The sequence below is a fragment of the Diaphorobacter sp. B2A2W2 genome (genome assembly GCF_056730635.1).
In genome coordinates, this window is sequence record NZ_JBWZOR010000005.1 from 100,755 (window position 1) to 120,344 (window position 19,590).

The 19,590-nt window shown below is 69.3% G+C and carries 15 protein-coding genes; 9 read left to right on the plus strand and 6 right to left on the minus strand.

Features of this window, described 5'->3' with window-relative positions; genetic code table 11:
* Positions 1-138: 138 nt before the first annotated feature.
* Positions 139-1,653, minus strand: a complete 1,515-nt coding sequence (locus AC1PPL_RS10830) for a sigma-54 interaction domain-containing protein (RefSeq protein ID WP_313147776.1) — start codon at positions 1,651-1,653, stop codon at positions 139-141.
* Between the two features lie 564 nt (positions 1,654-2,217).
* Between AC1PPL_RS10830 and AC1PPL_RS10835 the strand changes: the two genes are divergently transcribed.
* Positions 2,218-4,407, plus strand: a complete 2,190-nt coding sequence (locus AC1PPL_RS10835; protein WP_479973265.1) for a TonB-dependent receptor — start codon at positions 2,218-2,220, stop codon at positions 4,405-4,407.
* A gap of 23 nt (positions 4,408-4,430) precedes the next feature.
* Positions 4,431-5,624, plus strand: a complete 1,194-nt coding sequence (locus AC1PPL_RS10840) for a PepSY-associated TM helix domain-containing protein (RefSeq protein WP_287743715.1) — start codon at positions 4,431-4,433, stop codon at positions 5,622-5,624.
* Between the two features lie 46 nt (positions 5,625-5,670).
* Here AC1PPL_RS10840 and AC1PPL_RS10845 read toward each other — a convergent pair whose 3' ends face one another.
* The 3 genes from AC1PPL_RS10845 to AC1PPL_RS10855 all read right to left on the minus strand — a co-directional run bounded on the left by AC1PPL_RS10845 (position 5,671) and on the right by AC1PPL_RS10855 (position 8,935).
* Positions 5,671-7,200, minus strand: coding sequence for a tripartite tricarboxylate transporter permease (locus AC1PPL_RS10845; RefSeq protein WP_287983791.1), 1,530 nt, complete (start codon positions 7,198-7,200; stop codon positions 5,671-5,673).
* 90 nt (positions 7,201-7,290) lie between these two features.
* Positions 7,291-7,842, minus strand: a complete 552-nt coding sequence (locus tag AC1PPL_RS10850) for a tripartite tricarboxylate transporter TctB family protein (protein WP_220637586.1) — start codon at positions 7,840-7,842, stop codon at positions 7,291-7,293.
* 133 nt (positions 7,843-7,975) lie between these two features.
* Positions 7,976-8,935: a Bug family tripartite tricarboxylate transporter substrate binding protein gene (locus tag AC1PPL_RS10855; RefSeq protein ID WP_011804914.1), complete on the minus strand. Its 960-nt coding sequence runs from the start codon at positions 8,933-8,935 to the stop codon at positions 7,976-7,978.
* A 147-nt stretch (positions 8,936-9,082) separates the two neighbouring features.
* Here AC1PPL_RS10855 and AC1PPL_RS10860 point away from each other — a divergent pair, with 147 nt between their 5' ends.
* The 3 genes from AC1PPL_RS10860 (at position 9,083) to AC1PPL_RS10870 (ending at position 11,808) form a co-directional block, all read left to right on the plus strand.
* The gene (locus AC1PPL_RS10860) at positions 9,083-9,766 is read left to right on the plus strand and encodes a response regulator (protein ID WP_123675668.1); all 684 of its coding nucleotides are present in this window, start codon (positions 9,083-9,085) and stop codon (positions 9,764-9,766) included.
* A 172-nt stretch (positions 9,767-9,938) separates the two neighbouring features.
* Positions 9,939-11,342, plus strand: a complete 1,404-nt coding sequence (locus AC1PPL_RS10865) for a sensor histidine kinase (RefSeq protein ID WP_196995413.1) — start codon at positions 9,939-9,941, stop codon at positions 11,340-11,342.
* 40 nt (positions 11,343-11,382) lie between these two features.
* A complete protein-coding gene (locus AC1PPL_RS10870; RefSeq protein ID WP_047351412.1) occupies positions 11,383-11,808 on the plus strand; it encodes an RNA-binding S4 domain-containing protein in 426 nt (141 codons plus the stop codon).
* A gap of 134 nt (positions 11,809-11,942) precedes the next feature.
* Here the strand turns inward: AC1PPL_RS10870 and AC1PPL_RS10875 are convergent, their stop codons facing one another.
* Positions 11,943-12,245 (minus strand): hypothetical protein, encoded by a 303-nt coding sequence (locus AC1PPL_RS10875; RefSeq protein WP_011804910.1) that lies wholly within the window; start codon positions 12,243-12,245, stop codon positions 11,943-11,945.
* Between the two features lie 136 nt (positions 12,246-12,381).
* Entirely contained in the window at positions 12,382-13,854 is a 1,473-nt protein-coding gene (locus AC1PPL_RS10880; protein ID WP_172207137.1) for a short-chain fatty acyl-CoA regulator family protein, read from the minus strand.
* Between the two features lie 101 nt (positions 13,855-13,955).
* On the opposite strand from AC1PPL_RS10880, the gene AC1PPL_RS10885 reads away from it, so the two are divergent.
* The 4 genes from AC1PPL_RS10885 (at position 13,956) to prpF (ending at position 19,524) form a co-directional block, all read left to right on the plus strand.
* Positions 13,956-14,372, plus strand: a complete 417-nt coding sequence (locus tag AC1PPL_RS10885; protein ID WP_103737978.1) for an acyl-CoA thioesterase — start codon at positions 13,956-13,958, stop codon at positions 14,370-14,372.
* Positions 14,369-15,529: a bifunctional 2-methylcitrate synthase/citrate synthase gene (gene prpC, locus AC1PPL_RS10890; RefSeq protein WP_479973266.1), complete on the plus strand. Its 1,161-nt coding sequence runs from the start codon at positions 14,369-14,371 to the stop codon at positions 15,527-15,529. Before AC1PPL_RS10885 ends, prpC begins: the two co-directional genes overlap by 4 nt.
* Before the next feature lie 106 nt (positions 15,530-15,635).
* Positions 15,636-18,308 carry a Fe/S-dependent 2-methylisocitrate dehydratase AcnD gene (gene acnD / locus AC1PPL_RS10895; RefSeq protein WP_479973267.1) on the plus strand — a complete coding sequence of 891 codons (2,673 nt, stop codon included), beginning with the start codon at positions 15,636-15,638 and terminating at the stop codon, positions 18,306-18,308.
* 13 nt (positions 18,309-18,321) lie between these two features.
* Positions 18,322-19,524: a 2-methylaconitate cis-trans isomerase PrpF gene (gene prpF / locus AC1PPL_RS10900; RefSeq protein ID WP_479973268.1), complete on the plus strand. Its 1,203-nt coding sequence runs from the start codon at positions 18,322-18,324 to the stop codon at positions 19,522-19,524.
* Positions 19,525-19,590: the final 66 nt, after the last annotated feature.

Genomic DNA, 19,590 nt, shown 5'->3' on the forward strand with positions numbered 1-19,590 from the left:
CGCAAGTGGCCCGACATGGTCGCCGGACAGATCACCAGACGTCACTTCGGCGACATTTTTCGTGAATTTCCAGCCGCTGCGGTTTTCTTGACTAATTTACAGACAAATTGAATGCCTTAATTTCAGGCATTTGTCTATTTATTTATCAGGGTTAGCCAAGGGCTGCCCCATCCGTTCGTAGAGCGTGGCACGGGAGATGCCCAGGTGCCGCGCCGTGGCGAGCTTGTTGCCACCATGCAATGACAGCGCTGCAGCTATGGCGCGGCGCTCCAACTCTGCCACCTGCACGGCCAATGGGCGCAGCAGCGCCGCGCCATCGTCGCCGGTAGAAACCCCGCCCGCATCGGGTGTGGGCGCTGCGGGTTCGACGCCGCTTTCGCGCAGCACCTGACGCAATTGCTCTGCATCGACGGTCAGCGTTTCGCTGCGCATGGCAGCCTGCTCCAGTACGTTGCGCAGTTCGCGGATGTTTCCGCGCCATGCCTGCGCGCCCAGCAGGGCCAGTGCATCGGGCAGCAGCTCGGGCGGGGCGATGCCATTGCGCAGAGCCAGGTCGTCGGCCAGGGCCTCCACCAAGGCAGGAATGTCGGCACGCCGCTCCCGCAGCGGTGGCACGCGGATGGGCAGCACATGCAGGCGATAGAAGAGGTCTTCGCGGAACAGGCCGTCGCGCACCAGCACGGCCAAGTCGCGCGAAGTGGCGGCTACCACGCGCACGTCGAACGGCACGAGCTGATTGGAGCCCAGGGGCTCGATTTCACCTTCCTGCAGGGCGCGCAGCAGCTTGGCCTGCAGATTGGAGGGCATGTCACCGATCTCGTCGAGGAACAACGTGCCCCCGTCGGCCAGCTTGAATTTGCCCTCCCGGCCCCGCACGCTGGCACCGGTGTAGGCACCGGGGGCTACACCAAAGAACTCTGCCTCCAGCAATGTGTCGGGCACGGCGGCGATATTGACGCTCACGAAGGGACCTTGTGCCCGCGTGGAAGCCGCGTGGATGGCATGGGCCAGCAGCTCCTTGCCCGTGCCGGTTTCGCCCAACAGCAACACCGGACTCTGGGACTGGGCCGCGCGGCGCGCCTGGCGCTTCACCTCGGTGGCTGCGGGGCTGGCACCCACGAAGCTGGCGAACGTGTGCTTGGCACGGCGCACCCCCGGGCCAGCCACGGGCAGCCGGCTGCGCTGCGCGGCCAGCTCGCGCCGCGCATCGTCCAGCTCGCGCTGGAGTTGAGCAAACTTGGCAATCAGCGGCTGCAGCGTGGTTTCCGGATGGTCGAACAACACGATGCCAATGGCGCCGATCACGCGCCCATCATCCCCATGCAGGGGAATGCGGCTGACCACGAACGTGCCGGCCTTGTTCGTCAGCAGGTCCACCAGGACGGGCTGGCCCGTCTCCAGCACCTGGCGCATCTGGGTGTTGGGAATCACCTCCTCCACCATGCGGCCCACGAAGTCATGGACCGAATGCACGCCCAGGTCGGGCAGGAAGCGGCGGTAGCCCTCGTTGACCCACACGATGCGCCCGCTCAGGTCCACGAGGAACATGCCCTGGCTCATGGTGGAAAAGAGCTGGAACATGGAGCGCGCAGCCAGTTCCAGGATGCCCTGCGCATCCAGCGGCAAGGGCGAGGCGTCGGTATGCAGGGGCATGGTCGGATGGTAACGCCGGCGTTCGACGCCCATTGCAAATTAATAAGAACCATTCTCAACATAGAGCTATACTCCGCGCCTGTGCAAGCGTGCTCTCTGGTGGGGAGGTCCCGGGGGCGGCCGTCCCCCGGGCGCTGGCCGCGCTGAGCTTGCGCGGCGGTACCCGGCGCACTCTGTTTAGGGCGATGAACGAGGCAGCGGTGTGCATCAATCCATAAACGCCAATCACTCTCGTTCTTATGCTCTTTAACGTCAGCGCACAGCTTCTTCACGCCCTTAACGCCCACCGATGTTGTCCGGCCCAACCATGAACGACACCCGCTTTTCCCCGTCCACCCCGCGGGCTCCCGCGCCAGCGCGGCCCTCCCTCTGGCTCTGGCCGTGCGTGCTGGGCTTGCTCACCGCCAGCGGCTTGCTGAGCGCACTGGTGTCCGACCACTGGGGCGACCGCTGGTCATGGTTCGCGCTTGGCCTGCCCGTTGCCGTGATGACCTGGTGCGCGCTGGTCCCGCGCGCCAAGCCCTGCGCCGCCCTTGACTCTGTTTCCTCCCGCCCACCACAACCATGAACCGCCCCACCCCTTTAGCCCTGGCCATCTTTGTCGCGCTGCAGTCCATGGCGCATGCGCAGGGCACGCCATCCGCGCCCGAACTCCCCACCGTTGAGGTCAACGCCAGCGCCGACGCGTCGGCCCAGGGCCTGTCGCCAGCCTATGCGGGCGGCCAGGTGGCGCGCGGCGGGCGCGTCGGCATCCTGGGGACGCGCGACCCGCAGGAGACGCCCTTCAGCATCACCGCGTACACCAACGAACTCATCCAGGATAAGCAGGCCCGCAGCGTAGGCGAAGTGCTGCAAAACGACTCTGGCGTGCGCATGGCGCGGGGCTTCGGCAACTTCCAGGAGGCGTATTTCATCCGCGGCTTCGTGGTCGGCTCCGACGACGTGGCCTACAACGGCCTGTACAGCCTGCTGCCGCGCCAGTACATCGCCACCGAACTGTTCGAGCGTGTCGAGGTCCTGCGGGGCGCCGCCACCTTCCTCACGGGGGCGGCGCCCTTTGGGGGCGGCGCGGGGGGCTCCATCAACCTGCTGCCCAAGCGCGCGCCGAACGAGCCCTTGTCCCGCGTGACGCTGGGCACCGGGTCGGGAGGTTACGGACACGCTGCGCTCGACCTGGCGCGCCGCTTCGGCCCCGAGGGCAGCACCGGCATCCGCGTGAATGCCGCGCTGCGCGATGGCGATACCGCCATTGATCACGAGGAAAGCCGCCTGGGCCTGCTTTCGGTGGGGCTGGACTGGCGCAGCCGTAACGTACGCCTGTCGGGGGACATCGGCTGGCAGGACAACAAGCTCAAGGGTACGCGCAGCAACGTGACACTAGGCCCCCTGGCCACCAGCATCCCCGCCGCGCCCGATGCCAAGGCCAACTTCTCCCAGCCCTGGTCGTATTCCAACGAGCGCGACCTCTTCGGTACGCTGCGCGGCGAAGTCGACCTCACTCCCGACATCACCGCCTGGGGTGCCTGGGGCATGCGCCGCAGCAAGGAGGCCAATTCGCTGGCGAACCTGAGGGTAACCAACTCCGACACCGGCGCGGGCAGCGTCTACCGCTTCGACAACACACGCAAGGACCGCGTGAACACGGGCGAGCTGGGCGTGCGCGGCAAGCTGCGCACCGGCAGCGTGGGACACGAATGGGTGGCGTCCGCCTCGTATTTCGACTTCGAGAAGGACAACGCCTATGTGATGGATTACGGCAACACTCTGCCCGCCAACCTGTATGGCTACACCCCCTATGCCGCTCCCGCATTCAGCGCCGGCGCGCTGCATGGCGGCGACCTGGCAAACCCCAACCTCACGGGGCGCACGCGCCTGGTCAGCTTTGCCCTGGGCGATACGCTGGCCTTCACGGACGACACACTGCTGCTCACCGTGGGCGCGCGCCACCAGAGCATCAAGGTCCAGGACTACGCCTACGGCACCTCGGCACCGCTGGGCAGCTACGACAAGAGCCGCATCAGCCCCGCGGCCGGGGTGGTGTTCAAGGCCAGCTCCCGCCTGTCGCTGTACGCCAACTACATCGAGAGCCTGAGCCAAGGCGAAACGGCCCCGGCCACGGCCAACGGCGTTCCGGTCATCAACCACGGGCAGCAGCTCGCGCCCTACGTTTCCAAACAGAAGGAAATCGGCGTCAAGTACGACGCCGGCCGCATCGGCGGCTCGGTGGCGCTCTTCAGCACCACGCGCCCGCGCGCGCTGGTAAATGCCGACAACGTCTTCACCGCCGCCGGCGAAGACCGCCACCAGGGTATGGAGTTCAACGTCTATGGCGAAGCCGCACGCGGCCTGCGCCTGCTGGGTGGCGCCACCTGGCTGCAAGCCAAGCAACGCGCCACGGGCACCGCCGCGCTGGATGGCAACCGCGTGATCGGCGTACCGCGCCTGCAGGCCAATGCCGGGGTGGAATGGGACGTGCCGGGCGTGCGCGGCCTCGCCCTGGATACGCGCGTGGTCCACACCGGCGCCAGCTACGCCGACGATGCCAACACCCTGCGCCTGCCCGCCTGGACGCGCCTGGACCTCGGCGTGCGCTATCTGACCGAGGTCGGCGGCCGGCTGCTGACACTGCGCGCCCGCGTGGACAACGCCACCAACCGCAACTACTGGGCTTCTGCGGGCGGCTACCCCGGATCAGGCTACCTGGTGGTAGGCGCACCGCGCACCTTCACGCTAAGCGCCAGCGTGGATTTCTGACCCCCTACGGACGCACCAACGCCATGCTGACACCCAACACCCTCAAGACCTGGACCTGGCTGCACAAGTGGAGCAGCCTCGTCTGCACGGTCTTCATGCTGCTGCTGTGCCTGACCGGCCTGCCGCTGATCTTTCACCACGAGATCGGGCACCTGCTCGGCACCGAGGTGGAGGCCCCCGCCATGCCGGCGGACACGCCCCGCGCCAGCCTGGACCGCATCCTGGCGGTGGCCCAGGCGCAACACCCGGACCGCGTGGTGCAGTACGCCTCGCAGCCCGATGACAGCACCGACCTGTGGTTTGTGACGCTCACGCCCACGCCGGCTCCCACGGACGACTTCCGCTCCGTCGCCGTGGACGCGCGCACGGCCGAAGTGCTGGCCCAGCCGCGCTTCGACGAGGGCTTCATGTGGGTCATGCTCAAGCTCCACGTAGACCTGTTCGCGGGCCTGCCGGGCAAGCTGTTCCTCGGGTTCATGGGCCTGCTGCTGGTGGTCGCCATCATCAGCGGCGTGGTGCTCTACGCGCCCTTCATGCGCAAGCTGCAGTTCGGCGAGGTGCGCCGCGACCGCTCCACGCGCGTGAAATGGCTGGACCTGCACAACCTGCTGGGCATCGTGACGCTGGTGTGGGCCTGCGTGGTCGGCGCCACGGGGGTGGTCAACACCTGGGCCGACCTGATCGTCAAGTACTGGCAGCACGACGAGCTGACCGCGCTGCTGGCGCCCTACCAAGGCCAGCCGCTGACGCCCGTCGCCGAGCGCGGCTCCCTGCAGCAGTCACTGGACGCAGCGCTGGCCCAGGCGCCGGGCACGCGGCTGTCGTTCATTGCGTTCCCGGGCACGGCGTTCTCCAGCCCGCACCACAACACCTTCTTCCTGCGCGGTGATGCGCCGCTCACCTCGCGCCTGCTCGAGCCCGTGCTGGTCGACGCGCGCACCGCCAAGGTCACCGCCGCGCCGGAGCTACCGTGGTACCTGACGGCCCTGCTGGTGTCCCAGCCGCTGCACTTTGGCGACTACGCGGGCATGCCCATGCAGATCCTCTGGGCCGTGCTCGACATCGCCACCATCATCGTGCTGGGCAGCGGCCTGTACCTGTGGGTGGCGCGGCGCCGCACGCAGCCGCAGGGCGCGGCCGCTGCGGCCCGGCAGGAAGGCCCCGGCAGCGGGCCTGCACCCCGGCCAGGCCCGGTGGCGGCCCGGGTGCTGCGCTAGGGCCGCGCGCGCGCCGGCGTGCGTAGCGCCGACGCGCAGCGCTCCATCAACTCACATCGTCCACGCTCTGGCGCGCATGGGCCAGGTTGCGCTCGGCCCAGCGGCGCAGCACGCGCGGCACGATGAGCACGGCCAGCACGATCACCAGCAGCGTCACGGCCATGGGGCGCTGCAGGAAGATCATCCAGCTGCCCTCGCCGATGGAAATCGCGTTGCGCAGCTGCGCCTCGGCCAGCGGTCCGAGGATCATGCCCACCACCACGGGCGCCGTAGGGAAGTCGAAGCGCCGCATCAGCACGCCCAGCAAGCCGATGCCGTACAGCAGGAACAGGTCGAACGTGCTCTGGCGCATGCCGTAGGCGCCCACCGTGGCAAAGATCAGGATGCCGGCGTAGAGCTGTGGACGCGGAATCTTCAGCAGCTTCACCCACAGCCCCACCATGGGCAGGTTCAGCACCAGCAGCATGATGTTGCCGATGTACAGCGACGCGATCAGCGCCCACACCAGCGTGGCCGATGTGGTGAACAGCTGCGGGCCGGGGTTCAGCCCATAGTTCTGGAAGGCCCCCAGCAGCACGGCCGTGGTGTTGCTGGTCGGGATGCCCAGTGTCAGCAGCGGGATGAGCGCCGCGGTCACCGTGGCGTTGTTGGCCGCCTCGGGGCCCGCAACCCCCTCGATCGCGCCACGGGTGCCGAACTCGGCCTTGTCCTCGCCCTTGGCCAGACGCTTTTCGGTCGCGTAGCTCAAGAAGGTGGGAATCTCCGTCCCCCCCGCCGGGATGCAGCCGAAGGGCGTGCCGATCACGGTACCGCGCAGCCATGCGGGAATGGACCGGCGCCAGTCGCGCCACGTCATGTGCACACGGCCCATCTGGTTCTGCGACTCTTCCACCCGGCCCTCGTACAGCGCCGCATACAGCACCTCGGCCACGGCGAACAGGCCCACGGCCACCAGCACGATGTCGATGCCGTCCAGCAGCTCCATCTTGCCCACGGTGTAGCGGGCGGCCCCCGAGATCTGGTCCATGCCCACGCAGCCCAGCGCCAGGCCCAGGAACAGCGCCGTCATGCCGCGCAGACTGCTCTGGCCCAGCACCGCGCTCACCGTGGTGAAGGCCAGCACCATCAGCATGAAGTACTCGGGCGGGCCGAGCTTGACCGCGAACTCGGCCACGCCCGGCGCGAACAGCGTCACCACCACCGTGGCGATGGTGCCGGCGACGAACGAGCCGATGGCCGACGTGGCCAGCGCCGCGCCCGCGCGCCCGCTCTTGGCCATCTTGTTGCCCTCCATGGCCGTGACCATGCTGGCGGTCTCGCCCGGCGTATTCAGCAGGATGGACGCCGTGGAGCCGCCATACATGGCGCCGTAATAGATGCCCGCGAAGAAGATCATCGAGGCGGTCATGTCCACCTTGGCCGTGATGGGCAGCAGCATGGCCACCGCCACCGCCGGCCCGATGCCCGGCAGCACACCCACGGCCGTTCCCAGCGCGCAGCCCACCAGGGCCCACAGCAGGTTCGCCGGCGTGATCGCCGTGGCAAAGCCTGCGAGCAATGCGTCAAAGATTTCCATAGCACTCAATCCCCGGTTTGAACGCGGCCTGCGCCGGCGCCATCGAAGCAGCCAAAGTCAGCATGCATGTGCACTCTCCCGTGCCCTGGCTTACAGCCACCCGGTGGCGGTCAGGCCCGGCAGGTTGATCGCCAGGAACTGCGTGAACAGCCAGAACACCGGCGCGGCGATGGCCAGCCCGGTCGCCACATCCACGGCCAGCACGCGCGGCGACAGCAGGCCCGTCTGCCCGCCCGCGCGGCGCAGCCCCTGCACGGCCAGCGCATAGCACAGCGTGCAGCCCACGATGAAGCCCAGCTCCACGATCAGCGCTGCATTCAGCAGAAGCCCCGCCGATACCCAGGCAAAGGGCCCCCACGCCGCGCGCGGCGCGCCGCCCGGGTCGGCCGCTTGACGGTAGCCGCCCGTGGCAGCCTCCCAGATCAGCCAGCCGCCACACACGGCCAACACCAGGGCGCAGGCCCACGGCAGAAAGTTGGGCCCCACGCCGCCATAACCGGCGTTGCCGGGGATCTCCAGCGCGCCCCAGGCCATGGCCGCGGCCACCAGGATGACGCCAGCGCCCACGGCGGCCTGCCAGCCGGGCGATGGCACGGCGCTGGCGGGTGCAACGGAGGGAGGGGAAGAGGAAAGCTCAGACATGGCTGCGGCCTCCGGGAAGGCGCCGCACCGCGGCGGCGCAGGTTTCAAACAGAAAACGGCCCTAGCGCTTATCCATCAAGCGATGACAGCTCTCAAAAGAGGAGCACCGCAGCACACTGCGGCGCCGCCGGGCTTAGACCATGCCCGACTTCACCATGGTGGCGCGCAGGCTGGCGAACTCGCTGTCCACGAAGTTGGCGAAGTCGTCGCCGGCCAGCCACGCGGGCGTCCAGCCGTTCTTCTCCAGCGCCTCGGCCCACGCCTTGCTCTTGACGGCCTTCTCCACCATTGCCACCAGCGCCTTGCGCTGCTCGGCCGTGATGCCGGGCGCGCCGTACACACCGCGCCAGTTGCCGATCTCGACGTTGATGCCCTGCTCCTTGAGCGTGGGCACGTTCACGCCCTTCAGGCGCTGGCCCGAGGTCACGCCGATGGGCTTCATCTTGCCCGCGGCGATGTACTCGGAGAACTCGCTGTAGCCGCTGCCGCCCACGGTGACGTTGCCGCCCAGGATGGCCGCCGTCGCCTCCCCGCCCCCACGGAAAGCCACGTAGTTGATGCGCGCCGGGTCCACCCCCACTTCACGGGCGATCATGGCCGCTGCGATGTGCTCGGTGGAGCCGCGCGAGCCACCGCCCCATTTCACGCTGCCGGGGTCCTTCTTGAGCTGCGCCACCACCTCGGCCATGCTCTTGAAGGGCGAGTTGGCGGGCAGCACGAAGACGTTGTATTCGCTGGTCAGCCGCGCGATCGGCGTGGCCTGGCTCAGGTTGACCGGCGGCTTGCCGGTGATGATGCCGCCCAGCATCACGGCGCCCATCACCATCAGCGCGTTCGGGTCGCCCTTGGAGCCGTTCACGAACTGCGCCAGGCCGATGGCGCCGGCCGCGCCGCCCTTGTTGTCATAGGTCACGCTGGAAGCCACGCCCGCATCCTGCAGGGCCTTGCCCAGGGCGCGGCCCGTGGTGTCCCAACCGCCGCCGGGGTTGGCGGGCAGCATCATCTTGACGGCCACGGCGGCCTGGGCCGACAGCGGCAGGCTGCCCGCGGCGGCCAGTGCCGCCAGCGACTTCAGAAAGGTATCGCGACGCATGTTGTCTCCTTGCTTGTTAGAAAAAGGGAACGCTGACCGGCGCGATGATGCGCGCGCAAGCTGTCAAACGGCTGTCCACGGCACCAGGGTTAACACCGAGATCTGCGCGCCAACCGCCACCCGCCGCAAACGCGTTCTAATCCGCGGATGCAACTGCTTCTCGTCGAAGACGACGCCACCATGCAGGCTACGCTGCAGCGCTCGCTGGCGCGCCGCGGCATGGCCGTCACCGCCCTTGCGGACGGGCGCGCCGCGCTGGCCGAATGGCGCGCGCACCCGCCCGACGCCGTGGTGCTGGACCTCACCCTGCCCGGCCTGGACGGCCTGCAGGTACTGCAACAGGCACGCGCCGGCGGCCTGCGCACCCCCGTGCTGCTGCTGACCGCGCGCGGCACCGTGGGCGACCGCGTGCTGGGCCTGAACGCGGGGGCCGACGACTACCTGCCCAAACCCTTCGACTTGGACGAGCTGGAGGCCCGGCTGCGCGCCCTGCTGCGCCGCAGCGGCGATGCGGCAGATGACAAACAGGCCTCCAACGCCCTGGTGATGGGCGCCTTGCGCTATGAAAAAGAAAGCGGTGCCATCTATCTGCACGATGCACCCATGGACCTCACCCCGCGCGAATTGGCGCTGCTGCGCACCCTGCTGGCCCAGCCGGGGCGCGCAGTCGCCAAGGAGCGGCTGTATGAACTGGTCTTCCCCGGCCAGAGCGAGGTGCAGTACGAGGCCATTGAAGTGGTGGTGTACCGCGTGCGCAAAAAACTCGCAGGCACCGGCGTGGCCCTGATGACGCTGCGCGGCCTGGGCTATCTGCTCAAGCCAGAGACATGAAACAGCCCGTGAGTCGCTGCGCGCCTTCCCCCTCCAGGCAGGCGATGCCGCAGGCCCGGCCGGGCCCGCTACGCGGCGCGCGCTGGCATGGTTTGCGCCACCGCCACCGGACAGGAGCGGGGGCGCCTGTGCGCCAGGCTCCCCACCACGCGCAACGCAGCCGGGTGGCGGCATGACGCGCCCGCAGTCGCTGCGCCGCCAATTGCTCGTGGGCATCCTGCTGCCCACGCTGCTCTTCGTGGGCGTGAACACCTACAGCCTGCACCGCCAGGCGCTGGCCGCGCTGCACACTGCCTATGACCGCACGCTGCTGGCTTCGGCCAAGACCATCAGCGAGCAGCTGGACGTGCGCGGCTGGGACGACATGGCCGAGCTGCGCGCCATCGTGCCCTACGCGGCGCTGGAGGCCTTCGAGGCCGACAACCAGAGCCGCATGTTCTACCGCGTGTCCAACCTGCGCGGCGACTTGATTTCCGGCTTTGCCGAACTACCCGCCTGGCACGGCACCATCCCGCAGCGCCCGCCTTATGCGGCGCTCGTGGACTTCTATGACGACCGTTTTCGCGATCAGCCCGTGCGCGTGGCCGTGCTGCTGCAGCCCGTGGCCAGCAGCGAGGGCCGCGGCATGGCCGTGATCCAGGTGGCGGAAACACTGGAGCTGCGCGAAGCGGCGGCCCTGCAGATCCTGCACACCACGCTGGCACGCCAGGCGCTGCTGCTGGCGCTCATCGCGGGCATCGTGGTGCTGGTGGTGCAGCGCGCCACGCAACCGGTGCGCCAGCTGAGCAGCGACCTGCAGGCCCGTACCGAAGGCGACCTGGCCCCCCTTGCCGCCCCCGCCGCGCCGCGCGAGCTGCAGCCGCTGATCGACGCCACCAACGCGGTCATGCAGCGCCTGTCGCGCCTGCTCGCCCACCAGCAGCGCTTCGTGCGCGACGCGTCGCACCAGTTGCGCACGCCGCTGGCCGTGCTCAAGACGCAGGTGCAGTCCGCCCTGCGCGGCGACCTGCCGCCCACGCAGGCGCTGCGGGAGATTGGAGACACCGTGGACCGCGCCACGCAATTGGCCAACCAGATGCTGGCGTTGGCCAAAGTGGAGCAGCTGCGCCAGCAGGGCGAGGTGCCCGTGACGCGGCTGGACACAGTGCTGCGCGAGATGGCGCTCGAGCTTTCTCCGCTGATCGCACAGGGCGACCTGGACTTCGGCATCACTACCGACGCCGCGCCCATCCACGCGCACGAGTGGATGCTGCGCGAGCTGTGCCGCAACCTGCTGCACAACGCCATACGCCATGCGCCGCCCGGCACCGAGCTCGCCGTCACGCTGCACCGCGAGGACGGTGAGGCCGTCCTTACCCTGGCCGACGCCGGCCCCGGCATCGACGAAGAACTCGCGGCGCGGCTGTTCCAACCGTTTTCGGCCGGCGACGTGCGCACGGGTTCGGGCCTGGGCCTGGCGATTTGCCAGGAGATCGTGCACGCGCTGGGCGGCAGCATCACCCTCGCCAATCGCCAGGCGGACGGCCGCGTGCTGGGCCTGGACGCCGTGGTGCGGCTGCCACTGGCCGACGCCTGAACCGTTTTTCACGCACGCCGCCCCAGGCAAAATCACGCCGATGACGACACCACCCGATGCAATGCGCCTGGACAAATGGCTGTGGTGCGCGCGCTTTTACAAGACCCGCAGCCTCGCCGTGGAAGAGATCGGCAAAGGCCGCGTAACCGTCAACGGCCAGGCGGCCAAAGCCGCGCGTGAACTGCGCGCGGGCGATACCGTCGCGCTGCGCCAGGGCGCGGTCGCCCGCACGGTCGTAGTGCGCGCCTTGAGCAACTTCCGCGGCCCGGCGCCCGTGGCGCAGCAGCTCTATGAGGAAACGCCCGAGAGCCTCGCCGCGCGCGCCCAGGCCGCCGAAGCGCGCCGCCTGGCGCCCGAGCCGGCCGCCGCGCTGCGCGAGGGCCGCCCCACCAAGCGCGACCGCCGCTCCATGGACCACCTGCGCCATGACTGGGACGACCGCTGGAGCGCCTCCATCGACGACTGAGATGGGCAGGGCTTGGGCACAGCACCGCAGCCTGTGGCAGCCAGCCGCCAAAGCCCCACGACGCGAAAGCACAGCGCTCACACGGGCCGTGTGCGCTATGCCCGAAGCTATGCCCAAAGCGCTATGCCCAAAGATCAGGCCGCCAGGCGTTCATCCTGCGCCGCGTCATGCCATGCGTCACCCTCTCCCGCCAGCAGCACCAGGTCCTGCGCGGGCCGGTCACACGGCGATGCGCGAAAGCGCACGGCAATGTCCGCGGCCGCGGGCGAGAAGAACAGCACCACGCGGTCCTCGGCCGCATCGAAGTGCGAGAACAGCGCCCGCCCCGTGCCGGGCTGCGCCATGAGGAACCTCGCCATGAAAACCTGTTGAATCTGCCGCAGGGGCTCGAAGGCCTGTTGTTCGTTGCCCAGTTGCAGCGTGTACCAATGGCTCACATCCCACCTCGTTTGCCGAAAAAAGATGCACGCATGGTAGACACGCCCGCTGCGGCGGGGCGGTTCGCCAGGGGCGCATCACGGTGTAGGACACAGCCGGCCTGACGGCGTTGCGCCGGCGCCTGCTTCCGCGCTGTCAGGCGCCCTTGGCCGCCCCGCTGACCCGGTACGGCGTAAAGCCCGCCATATCCTCGTTCACCTCCAGCGGCCGGCCCACCGGCGGAAACGCGCGCTGCGGGCATGCGGTGCGCTCGCACACCTTGCAGCCCATGCCGATGGGCACCGGCGCCTCGGGGTCGGCCAGGTCCAGCCCGCGCGCATAGACCAGTTGGCCCGCGTGCTGCACGTCGCAGCCCAGCGCCACCGAGAAGGTCTTGCCCGGCGCGCCCCAACCGCCGGTGCTGCGCGTGACGGTGCGCGCGATCCACAGGTACACGCGCCCATCGGGCATGCGCGCCAGCTGCCGCACGATGCGCCCGGGCTGGGCAAAGGCCTCGTACACGTTCCACAGCGGGCAGGTGCCGCCGATCTTGCTGAAGTGAAAGTGCGTGGCCGACTGGCGCTTGCTGATGTTGCCCGCCCGGTCCACGCGGATGAAGAAGAACGGCACGCCGCGCGCGCCGGGGCGCTGCAGGGTGGACAGGCGGTGGCACACCGTTTCGAAGCCCACGCCCCAGTGCTGGCCCAGGCGCTCGATGTCGTAGTGCAGCGCCTCGGCCGTCCGCAAGAAGGCGCCGTAGGGCAGCAGCAGCGCGCCCGCGAAGTAGTTGGCCAGGCCGATGCGCGCCAGCGTGCGCGCCGCCTCGCCCGACAGCGCCGCGCCCTGCACGCTGTGCTGCAGCAGGTGCGGCACTTCCAGAAAGGCCAGTTGCGTCGCCATCTGGAAAGCGCGCTGCGCGCCCTGCAGCGTGGGCGACAGGTACAGCACGCGTGCGGCGGCATCGAAGCGCCGCTGCACGGCGGCGCCCTCGCCTGCCTCATCGCCGTCGCCGCCCTGCAGCAGCGCGACACGCACACCGTGGGCCTGCTCCAGCCGCGCCTGCAGCGCGGCGCCGGCCGCGCCAGGCACCAGCCGCCACTGGGCGGCCAGGTGCTCGGCAGCGTCATCCAGCTCGGCGATGTGGTTGTGGCGCGCGAAGAAGAAGTCGCGCACCTCCTCATACGCCATGGGCGGGGTCTGCGCCGTGCTGGCCGCGCCGCCGCGCTCGTCGCCGTAGTGCGCGGCCAGCGCCTCCAGGCGCTCGCGCGCCTCGGCGCGGCCGCGGTGCAGCGCCAGCAGCACGCGCGCCACGGCGGGCATGTTGGCGGCCAGTTCGCGCACCTCGGCCAGCGAGACGGCATCGGCCGGCGCGCCGGGCGGCAGGTCGGCCAGCACGTCGCGCAACCCGGCGATCAGGCGCGCCTCGTCGCCCTCTGAAAAGTGCTGCACGTCCACGCCGAACACGGCGTTGATCTTGAGCAGCACCGGCACCGTCAGCGGGCGCTGGTTCTGCTCGATCTGGTTCAGGTAGCTGGCGGAAATCTCCAGCGCCCGCGCCAGCGCCACCTGGGTCAGGCCCCTCTCCTCGCGCAGGCGGCGCAAGCGCACACCCATGAAGGTTTTTTTCATTCCAATCTTTCGCAAACTTTGCAAAACACTCCGCAAGCCTTCGCAATCGTTCGCCAATTCAGGGCTTACGAGGGGCATCCATTGTGCGTAGATTGCGAAGCATGACAAGCCCCGCAGGCACCCTCGAAACCCGCGACATGGTCTTTCCCGCCCATGCCAACCACCACGGCACACTGTTCGCCGGCCAGGGGCTGGAGCGCATGGCGCGCGCCGCGTTCCTGGCCGCGCGCGCCGCCGCCGGCTGCGACGTGGTGATGGCCGCCGTCACCGGCGTGCAGTTCTGCGCCCCCGTGCCCGTGGGGCGGGCGCTGGCGCTGCGCGCCTGGGTCAGCCGCGTGGGGCGCAGCTCGCTCACCGTGTGCGTGCACGGCCTGGCCCAGGCACCGGGCTGCCCCGACGAGCTGGCCCTGCAGGGCGTCTTCGAGATGGTGGCCGTGAACGCCCACGGGCGGCCCACAGCCATCGCGCATACCTACCTGAACACCCCGCCACACCCCTTCCGACAGGAGACTCCATGAGCACCACCGACACCGCAACCGCCCTCCCGCGGGCCAAGAAATCCGTCGCCCTCTCGGGCGTGGCCGCCGGCAACACCGCGCTGTGCACCGTGGGCAGGAGCGGCAACGATCTGCACTACCGCGGTTACGACATCCTGGACATCGCCGAGGTCTGCGAGTTCGAGGAGATCGCCCACCTGCTGGTGCACGGCAAGCTGCCCACGCGCGCCGAACTGCGCGCCTACAAGGCCCGGCTGCGTGCGCTGCGCGGCCTGCCCGGCAGCGTGAAGGCCGCTCTGGAGCAACTGCCCGCGGCCAGCCACCCCATGGACGTGATGCGCACCGGCGTATCCGCCCTGGGCTGCGCCCTGCCCGAGAAAGACGACCACAGCCTGGCCGGCAGCCGCGACATCGCGGACCGGCTGCTGGCATCGCTGGGCAGCATGCTGCTGTACTGGTACCACTTCAGCAACTCGGGCCGGCGCATCGCGGTGGAGACACAGGACGACTCCATCGGCGGGCATTTCCTGCACCTGCTGCACGGCGACAAGCCCTCGGACGGCTGGGTGCGCGCCATGCACACGTCGCTGAACCTGTATGCCGAGCACGAGTTCAACGCCAGCACCTTCGCCGCGCGCGTGATCGCCGGCACGGGCAGCGACCTGTATTCCTGCATCGCCGGCGCCATCGGGGCGCTGCGCGGGCCCAAGCACGGCGGCGCGAACGAAGTGGCCTTCGAGATCCAGAAGCGCTACGACACGCCCGACGCGGCCGAGGCCGACATCCGCCGCCGCGTGCAGGCCAAGGAGGTGGTGATCGGCTTCGGCCACCCGGTCTACACCGTGAGCGACCCGCGCAACGGGGTCATCAAGGCCGTCGCCAAGCGCCTGTCGGATGCCGCCGGCTCGACCAAGATGTACGACATCGCCGAGCGGCTGGAGCGCGTGATGTGGCAGGAAAAGCAGATGTTCCCCAACCTGGACTGGTTCAGCGCCGTGAGCTACCACATGATGCAGGTGCCCACCGCCATGTTCACGCCGCTGTTCGTCATTGCCCGCACCAGCGGCTGGGCGGCGCACGTGATCGAGCAGCGCGCGGACAACAAGATCATCCGCCCCAGCGCCCACTACACCGGCCCCGTCGACCAGAAGTTCGTGCCCATCGAGGAACGCGTTTGACAAAAACCATAGCTGGCAGCGCTTGTCTTTACTAGATTTCCAGCACTTTTTGCATGAAATCTGTTGACAGGCAAGCGCCAGCAGCTATCACAACAAGAGCACCACGATGACCACGAACACCGCCCACCGCAAACCCCTGCCCGGCACGGCGCTGCAGTTCTACGACGCGCGCGAGGCCGTCGAGCGGCTCAGCCCCGGCGCCTGGGCCACGCTGCCCTACACCGCCCGCGTGCACGCCGAGAACCTGGTGCGCCGCGCCGACCCGGCGCAGTTGCCGGACTACCTGCGCCAGCTGATCGAACGCCGGCGCGACCTGGACTTTCCCTGGTATCCCGTGCGCGTGGTGTGCCACGACATCCTGGGCCAGACCGCGCTGGTCGATCTGGCGGGCCTGCGCGACGCGATCGCCCAGCAAGGAGGCGACCCGGCGGCCGTGAACCCCGTGGTGCCCGTGCAGCTCATCGTGGACCACTCGCTGGCCGTGGAGTGCGGTGGCCATGACCCCGACGCGTTCACCAAGAACCGCGCCATCGAGGACCGCCGCAATGAGGACCGCTTTCACTTCATCGAGTGGACGAAGAAGGCCTTCGCCAACGTGCAGGTCATCCCGGCGGGCAACGGGATCATGCACCAGATCAATCTGGAAAAAATGTCGCCCGTCGTGCACGTGCAGGACGATGAACAGGGCAAGGCCGCCTTTCCCGACACCTGCGTGGGCACCGACAGCCACACGCCCCATGTGGACGCGCTGGGCGTGATCGCCGTGGGCGTGGGCGGGCTGGAGGCCGAGGCCGTGATGCTGGGCCGCGCCAGCTGGATGCGCCTGCCCGACATCGTAGGCGTGCAACTGCGCGGCAAACGCCAGCCGGGGATTACCGCGACCGACATCGCGCTGGCGCTGACCGAGTTCCTGCGCCAGCAAAAGGTGGTGGGCGCCTATGTGGAATTCTTCGGCGAGGGCGCGGACAGCCTCTCGATCGGCGACCGCGCCACCATCAGCAACATGTGCCCCGAATACGGCGCCACCGCCGCGCTGTTCTACATCGACGCGCAGACCACCGATTACCTGCGCCTGACGGACCGCGCGCAAGACCAGGTGCGGCTGGTGGAGACCTACGCCCGCGCCGCCGGCCTGTGGGCCGATACCCTGCGCGAGGCGCGGTACGAGCGCACGCTGCACTTCGACCTGTCCAGCGTGGTGCGCAACATGGCCGGTCCCAGCAACCCGCACCGGCGCCTGCCGACCACCGCGCTGGTGGAGCGCGGCATTGCCGACGCCAGCAAACTGGAGAGGGCCCGCGCCGAGGAAGCCAGGGGCCTGCTGCCCGACGGTGCCGTCGTCATCGCCGCCATCACCAGTTGCACCAACACCAGCAACCCGCGCAACGTGATCGCCGCCGGCCTGCTGGCGCGCAACGCCCGCCGCCTGGGCCTGCGGCGCAAGCCCTGGGTCAAGACCTCGCTCGCGCCCGGCTCCAAGGCGGTGGAGCTGTACCTGCAGGAGGCCGACCTGCTCTCTGATCTGCAGGCGCTGGGCTTTGGCATCGTGGGCTTTGCCTGCACCACCTGCAACGGCATGAGCGGCGCGCTGGACCCGCGCATCCAGCAGGAGATCCTTGACCGCAAGCTCTACGCCACCGCCGTGCTCTCGGGCAACCGCAACTTCGACGGGCGCATCCACCCCTATGCGAGCCAAGCCTTCCTGGCATCGCCGCCGCTGGTGGTGGCCTACGCGATCGCGGGCACGGTGCGCTTCGACATCGAGCGCGACGTGCTGGCCGTGGTGGAGGGCCGCGAAATCCGCCTGAACGACCTGTGGCCCAGCGACGAGGAGATCGACGCCATCGTCGCCAGCGCCGTGAAGCCCGCACAGTTCCGCGCCGTGTACCAACCCATGTTCGCCCTGCGCAAGGGCGATGGCGAGCGCGCCGCGCCGCAGTACGACTGGCGCCCGCAGTCCACCTACATCCGCCGCCCGCCCTACTGGGACGCCGAAGGCGTGGGCGCGCTGGCCGCCTACCCGCGCACCCTCCAGGGCATGCGCCCGCTGGCGCTGCTGGGCGACAACATCACCACCGATCACCTCTCGCCGTCCAACGCCATCCTGCCCGCCAGCGCGGCGGGCGAATACCTGGCCCGCATGGGCGTGCCCGAGGAGGACTTCAACTCCTACGCCACGCACCGGGGCGACCACCTCACGGCGATGCGCGCCACGTTCGCCAACCCGCAACTCGTCAACGAGATGGCGGTGGTGAACGGCCAGGTGCAAAAGGGCTCGCTCGCCCGCATCGAGCCCGAGGGCCGCGTGACGCGCATGTGGGAGGCCATCGAGACCTACCTGCACCGCCGCCAGCCGCTGGTCATCATTGCCGGGGCCGACTACGGCCAGGGATCGAGCCGCGACTGGGCCGCCAAGGGCGTGCGGCTGGCGGGGGTGGAGGCGGTGGTGGCCGAGGGCTTCGAGCGCATCCACCGCACCAACCTCATCGGCATGGGGGTGCTGCCGCTGGAGTTCCCGCCCGGCACCAACCGCCACACGCTGCAGTTGGACGGCACCGAAACCTACGACGTGGCCGGCGCCCTCACGCCGCGCGCCACCGTCATCCTTGCCATCCGCCGCGCGCAGGGCGAGACGCAGCAGGTGCCCGTCACCTGCCGGCTGGACACGGCCGAGGAAGTCTCGGTCTACGAAGCGGGGGGCGTGCTGCAGCGCTTCGCCCAGGACTTTCTGGCCCAATCAGCCTCCAGCGCCCGTCTGGAAAGCGCAACCAGCTATTGAGACAAGAGCAAACATGGCACCACAGATCAGGATCCCCGCCACCTACCTGCGCGGCGGCACCAGCAAGGGCGTGTTCTTTCGCCTGCAGGATTTGCCCGCGGCGGCGCAGCAGCCCGGCGCAGCGCGCGACGCGCTGCTACTGCGCGTGACCGGCAGCCCCGACCCCTACGGCAAACAGATCGACGGCATGGGCGGCGCCACCTCGTCCACGTCCAAGGCGGTGATCGTCTCACCCTCCACCCGGCCCGGGCATGACGTGGACTATCTGTTCGGCCAGGTCGCCATCGACAGCCCCTTCGTGGACTGGAGCGGCAACTGCGGCAACCTGTCGGCCGCCGTGGGGCCGTTCGCCATCGCCAGCGGCCTGGTCGCGCCCGGGCGCATTCCGCACGACGGCGTGTGCACCGTGCGCATCTGGCAGGCCAACATCGGCAAGACCATCGTCGCCCACGTACCCGTCGTAGGTGGCCAGGTGCAGGAGACGGGCGACTTTGCGCTGGACGGCGTGGCCTTCCCCGCCGCCGAGGTGTTGCTCGAATTCCTCGACCCGGCCGATGGCGGTGAAGGAGGCGAAGGCGGCGGCAGTGCCCTGTTCCCCACCGGACAGCTGGTCGATACGCTGGACGTGCCAGGCGTGGGCCGCTTGCAGGCCACGCTCATCAACGCGGGCATCCCGACCATCTTCCTGAACGCCAGGGACGTCGGCTGCACCGGCACCGAGCTGCAGGACGCGATCAATGGCGATGCCGCGGCCCTGGCCCGCTTCGAGGCCATTCGCGCCTGGGGCGCAGTCAAGATGGGCCTGGTCCACGACGTGGCAGAGGCCGCCACGCGCCAGCACACGCCCAAACTCGCCTTCGTCGCGCCGCCGGCGGACTACGTCGCCTCCAGCGGCAAGGCGGTGCGCGCGGCCGACATCGACCTGCTGGTGCGCGCACTGTCCATGGGCAAGCTGCACCACGCCATGATGGGCACGGCGGCCGTGGCCATCGGCGCCGCTGCCGCCGTCCCCGGCACGCTGGTCCACCAGGCGGCCGGCGGGGGCCGGCGCACCGCCGTGCCGGGATCGGTGCGGTTCGGCCACCCCTCGGGCACGCTGCGCGTGGGGGCCGAGGCCGCGCTGGTGAACGGCCAGTGGCGCGTCACCAAGGCCCTCATGAGCCGCAGCGCCCGCACCCTGATGGAAGGCTGGGTGAGAGTGCCGCCAACCCCGTGAGCAACTTCGTCATGTCCCCCTTCTCCCCCGCTTCGCGCGGCAAGGGAGACGCCGCCAGCGCGGCAG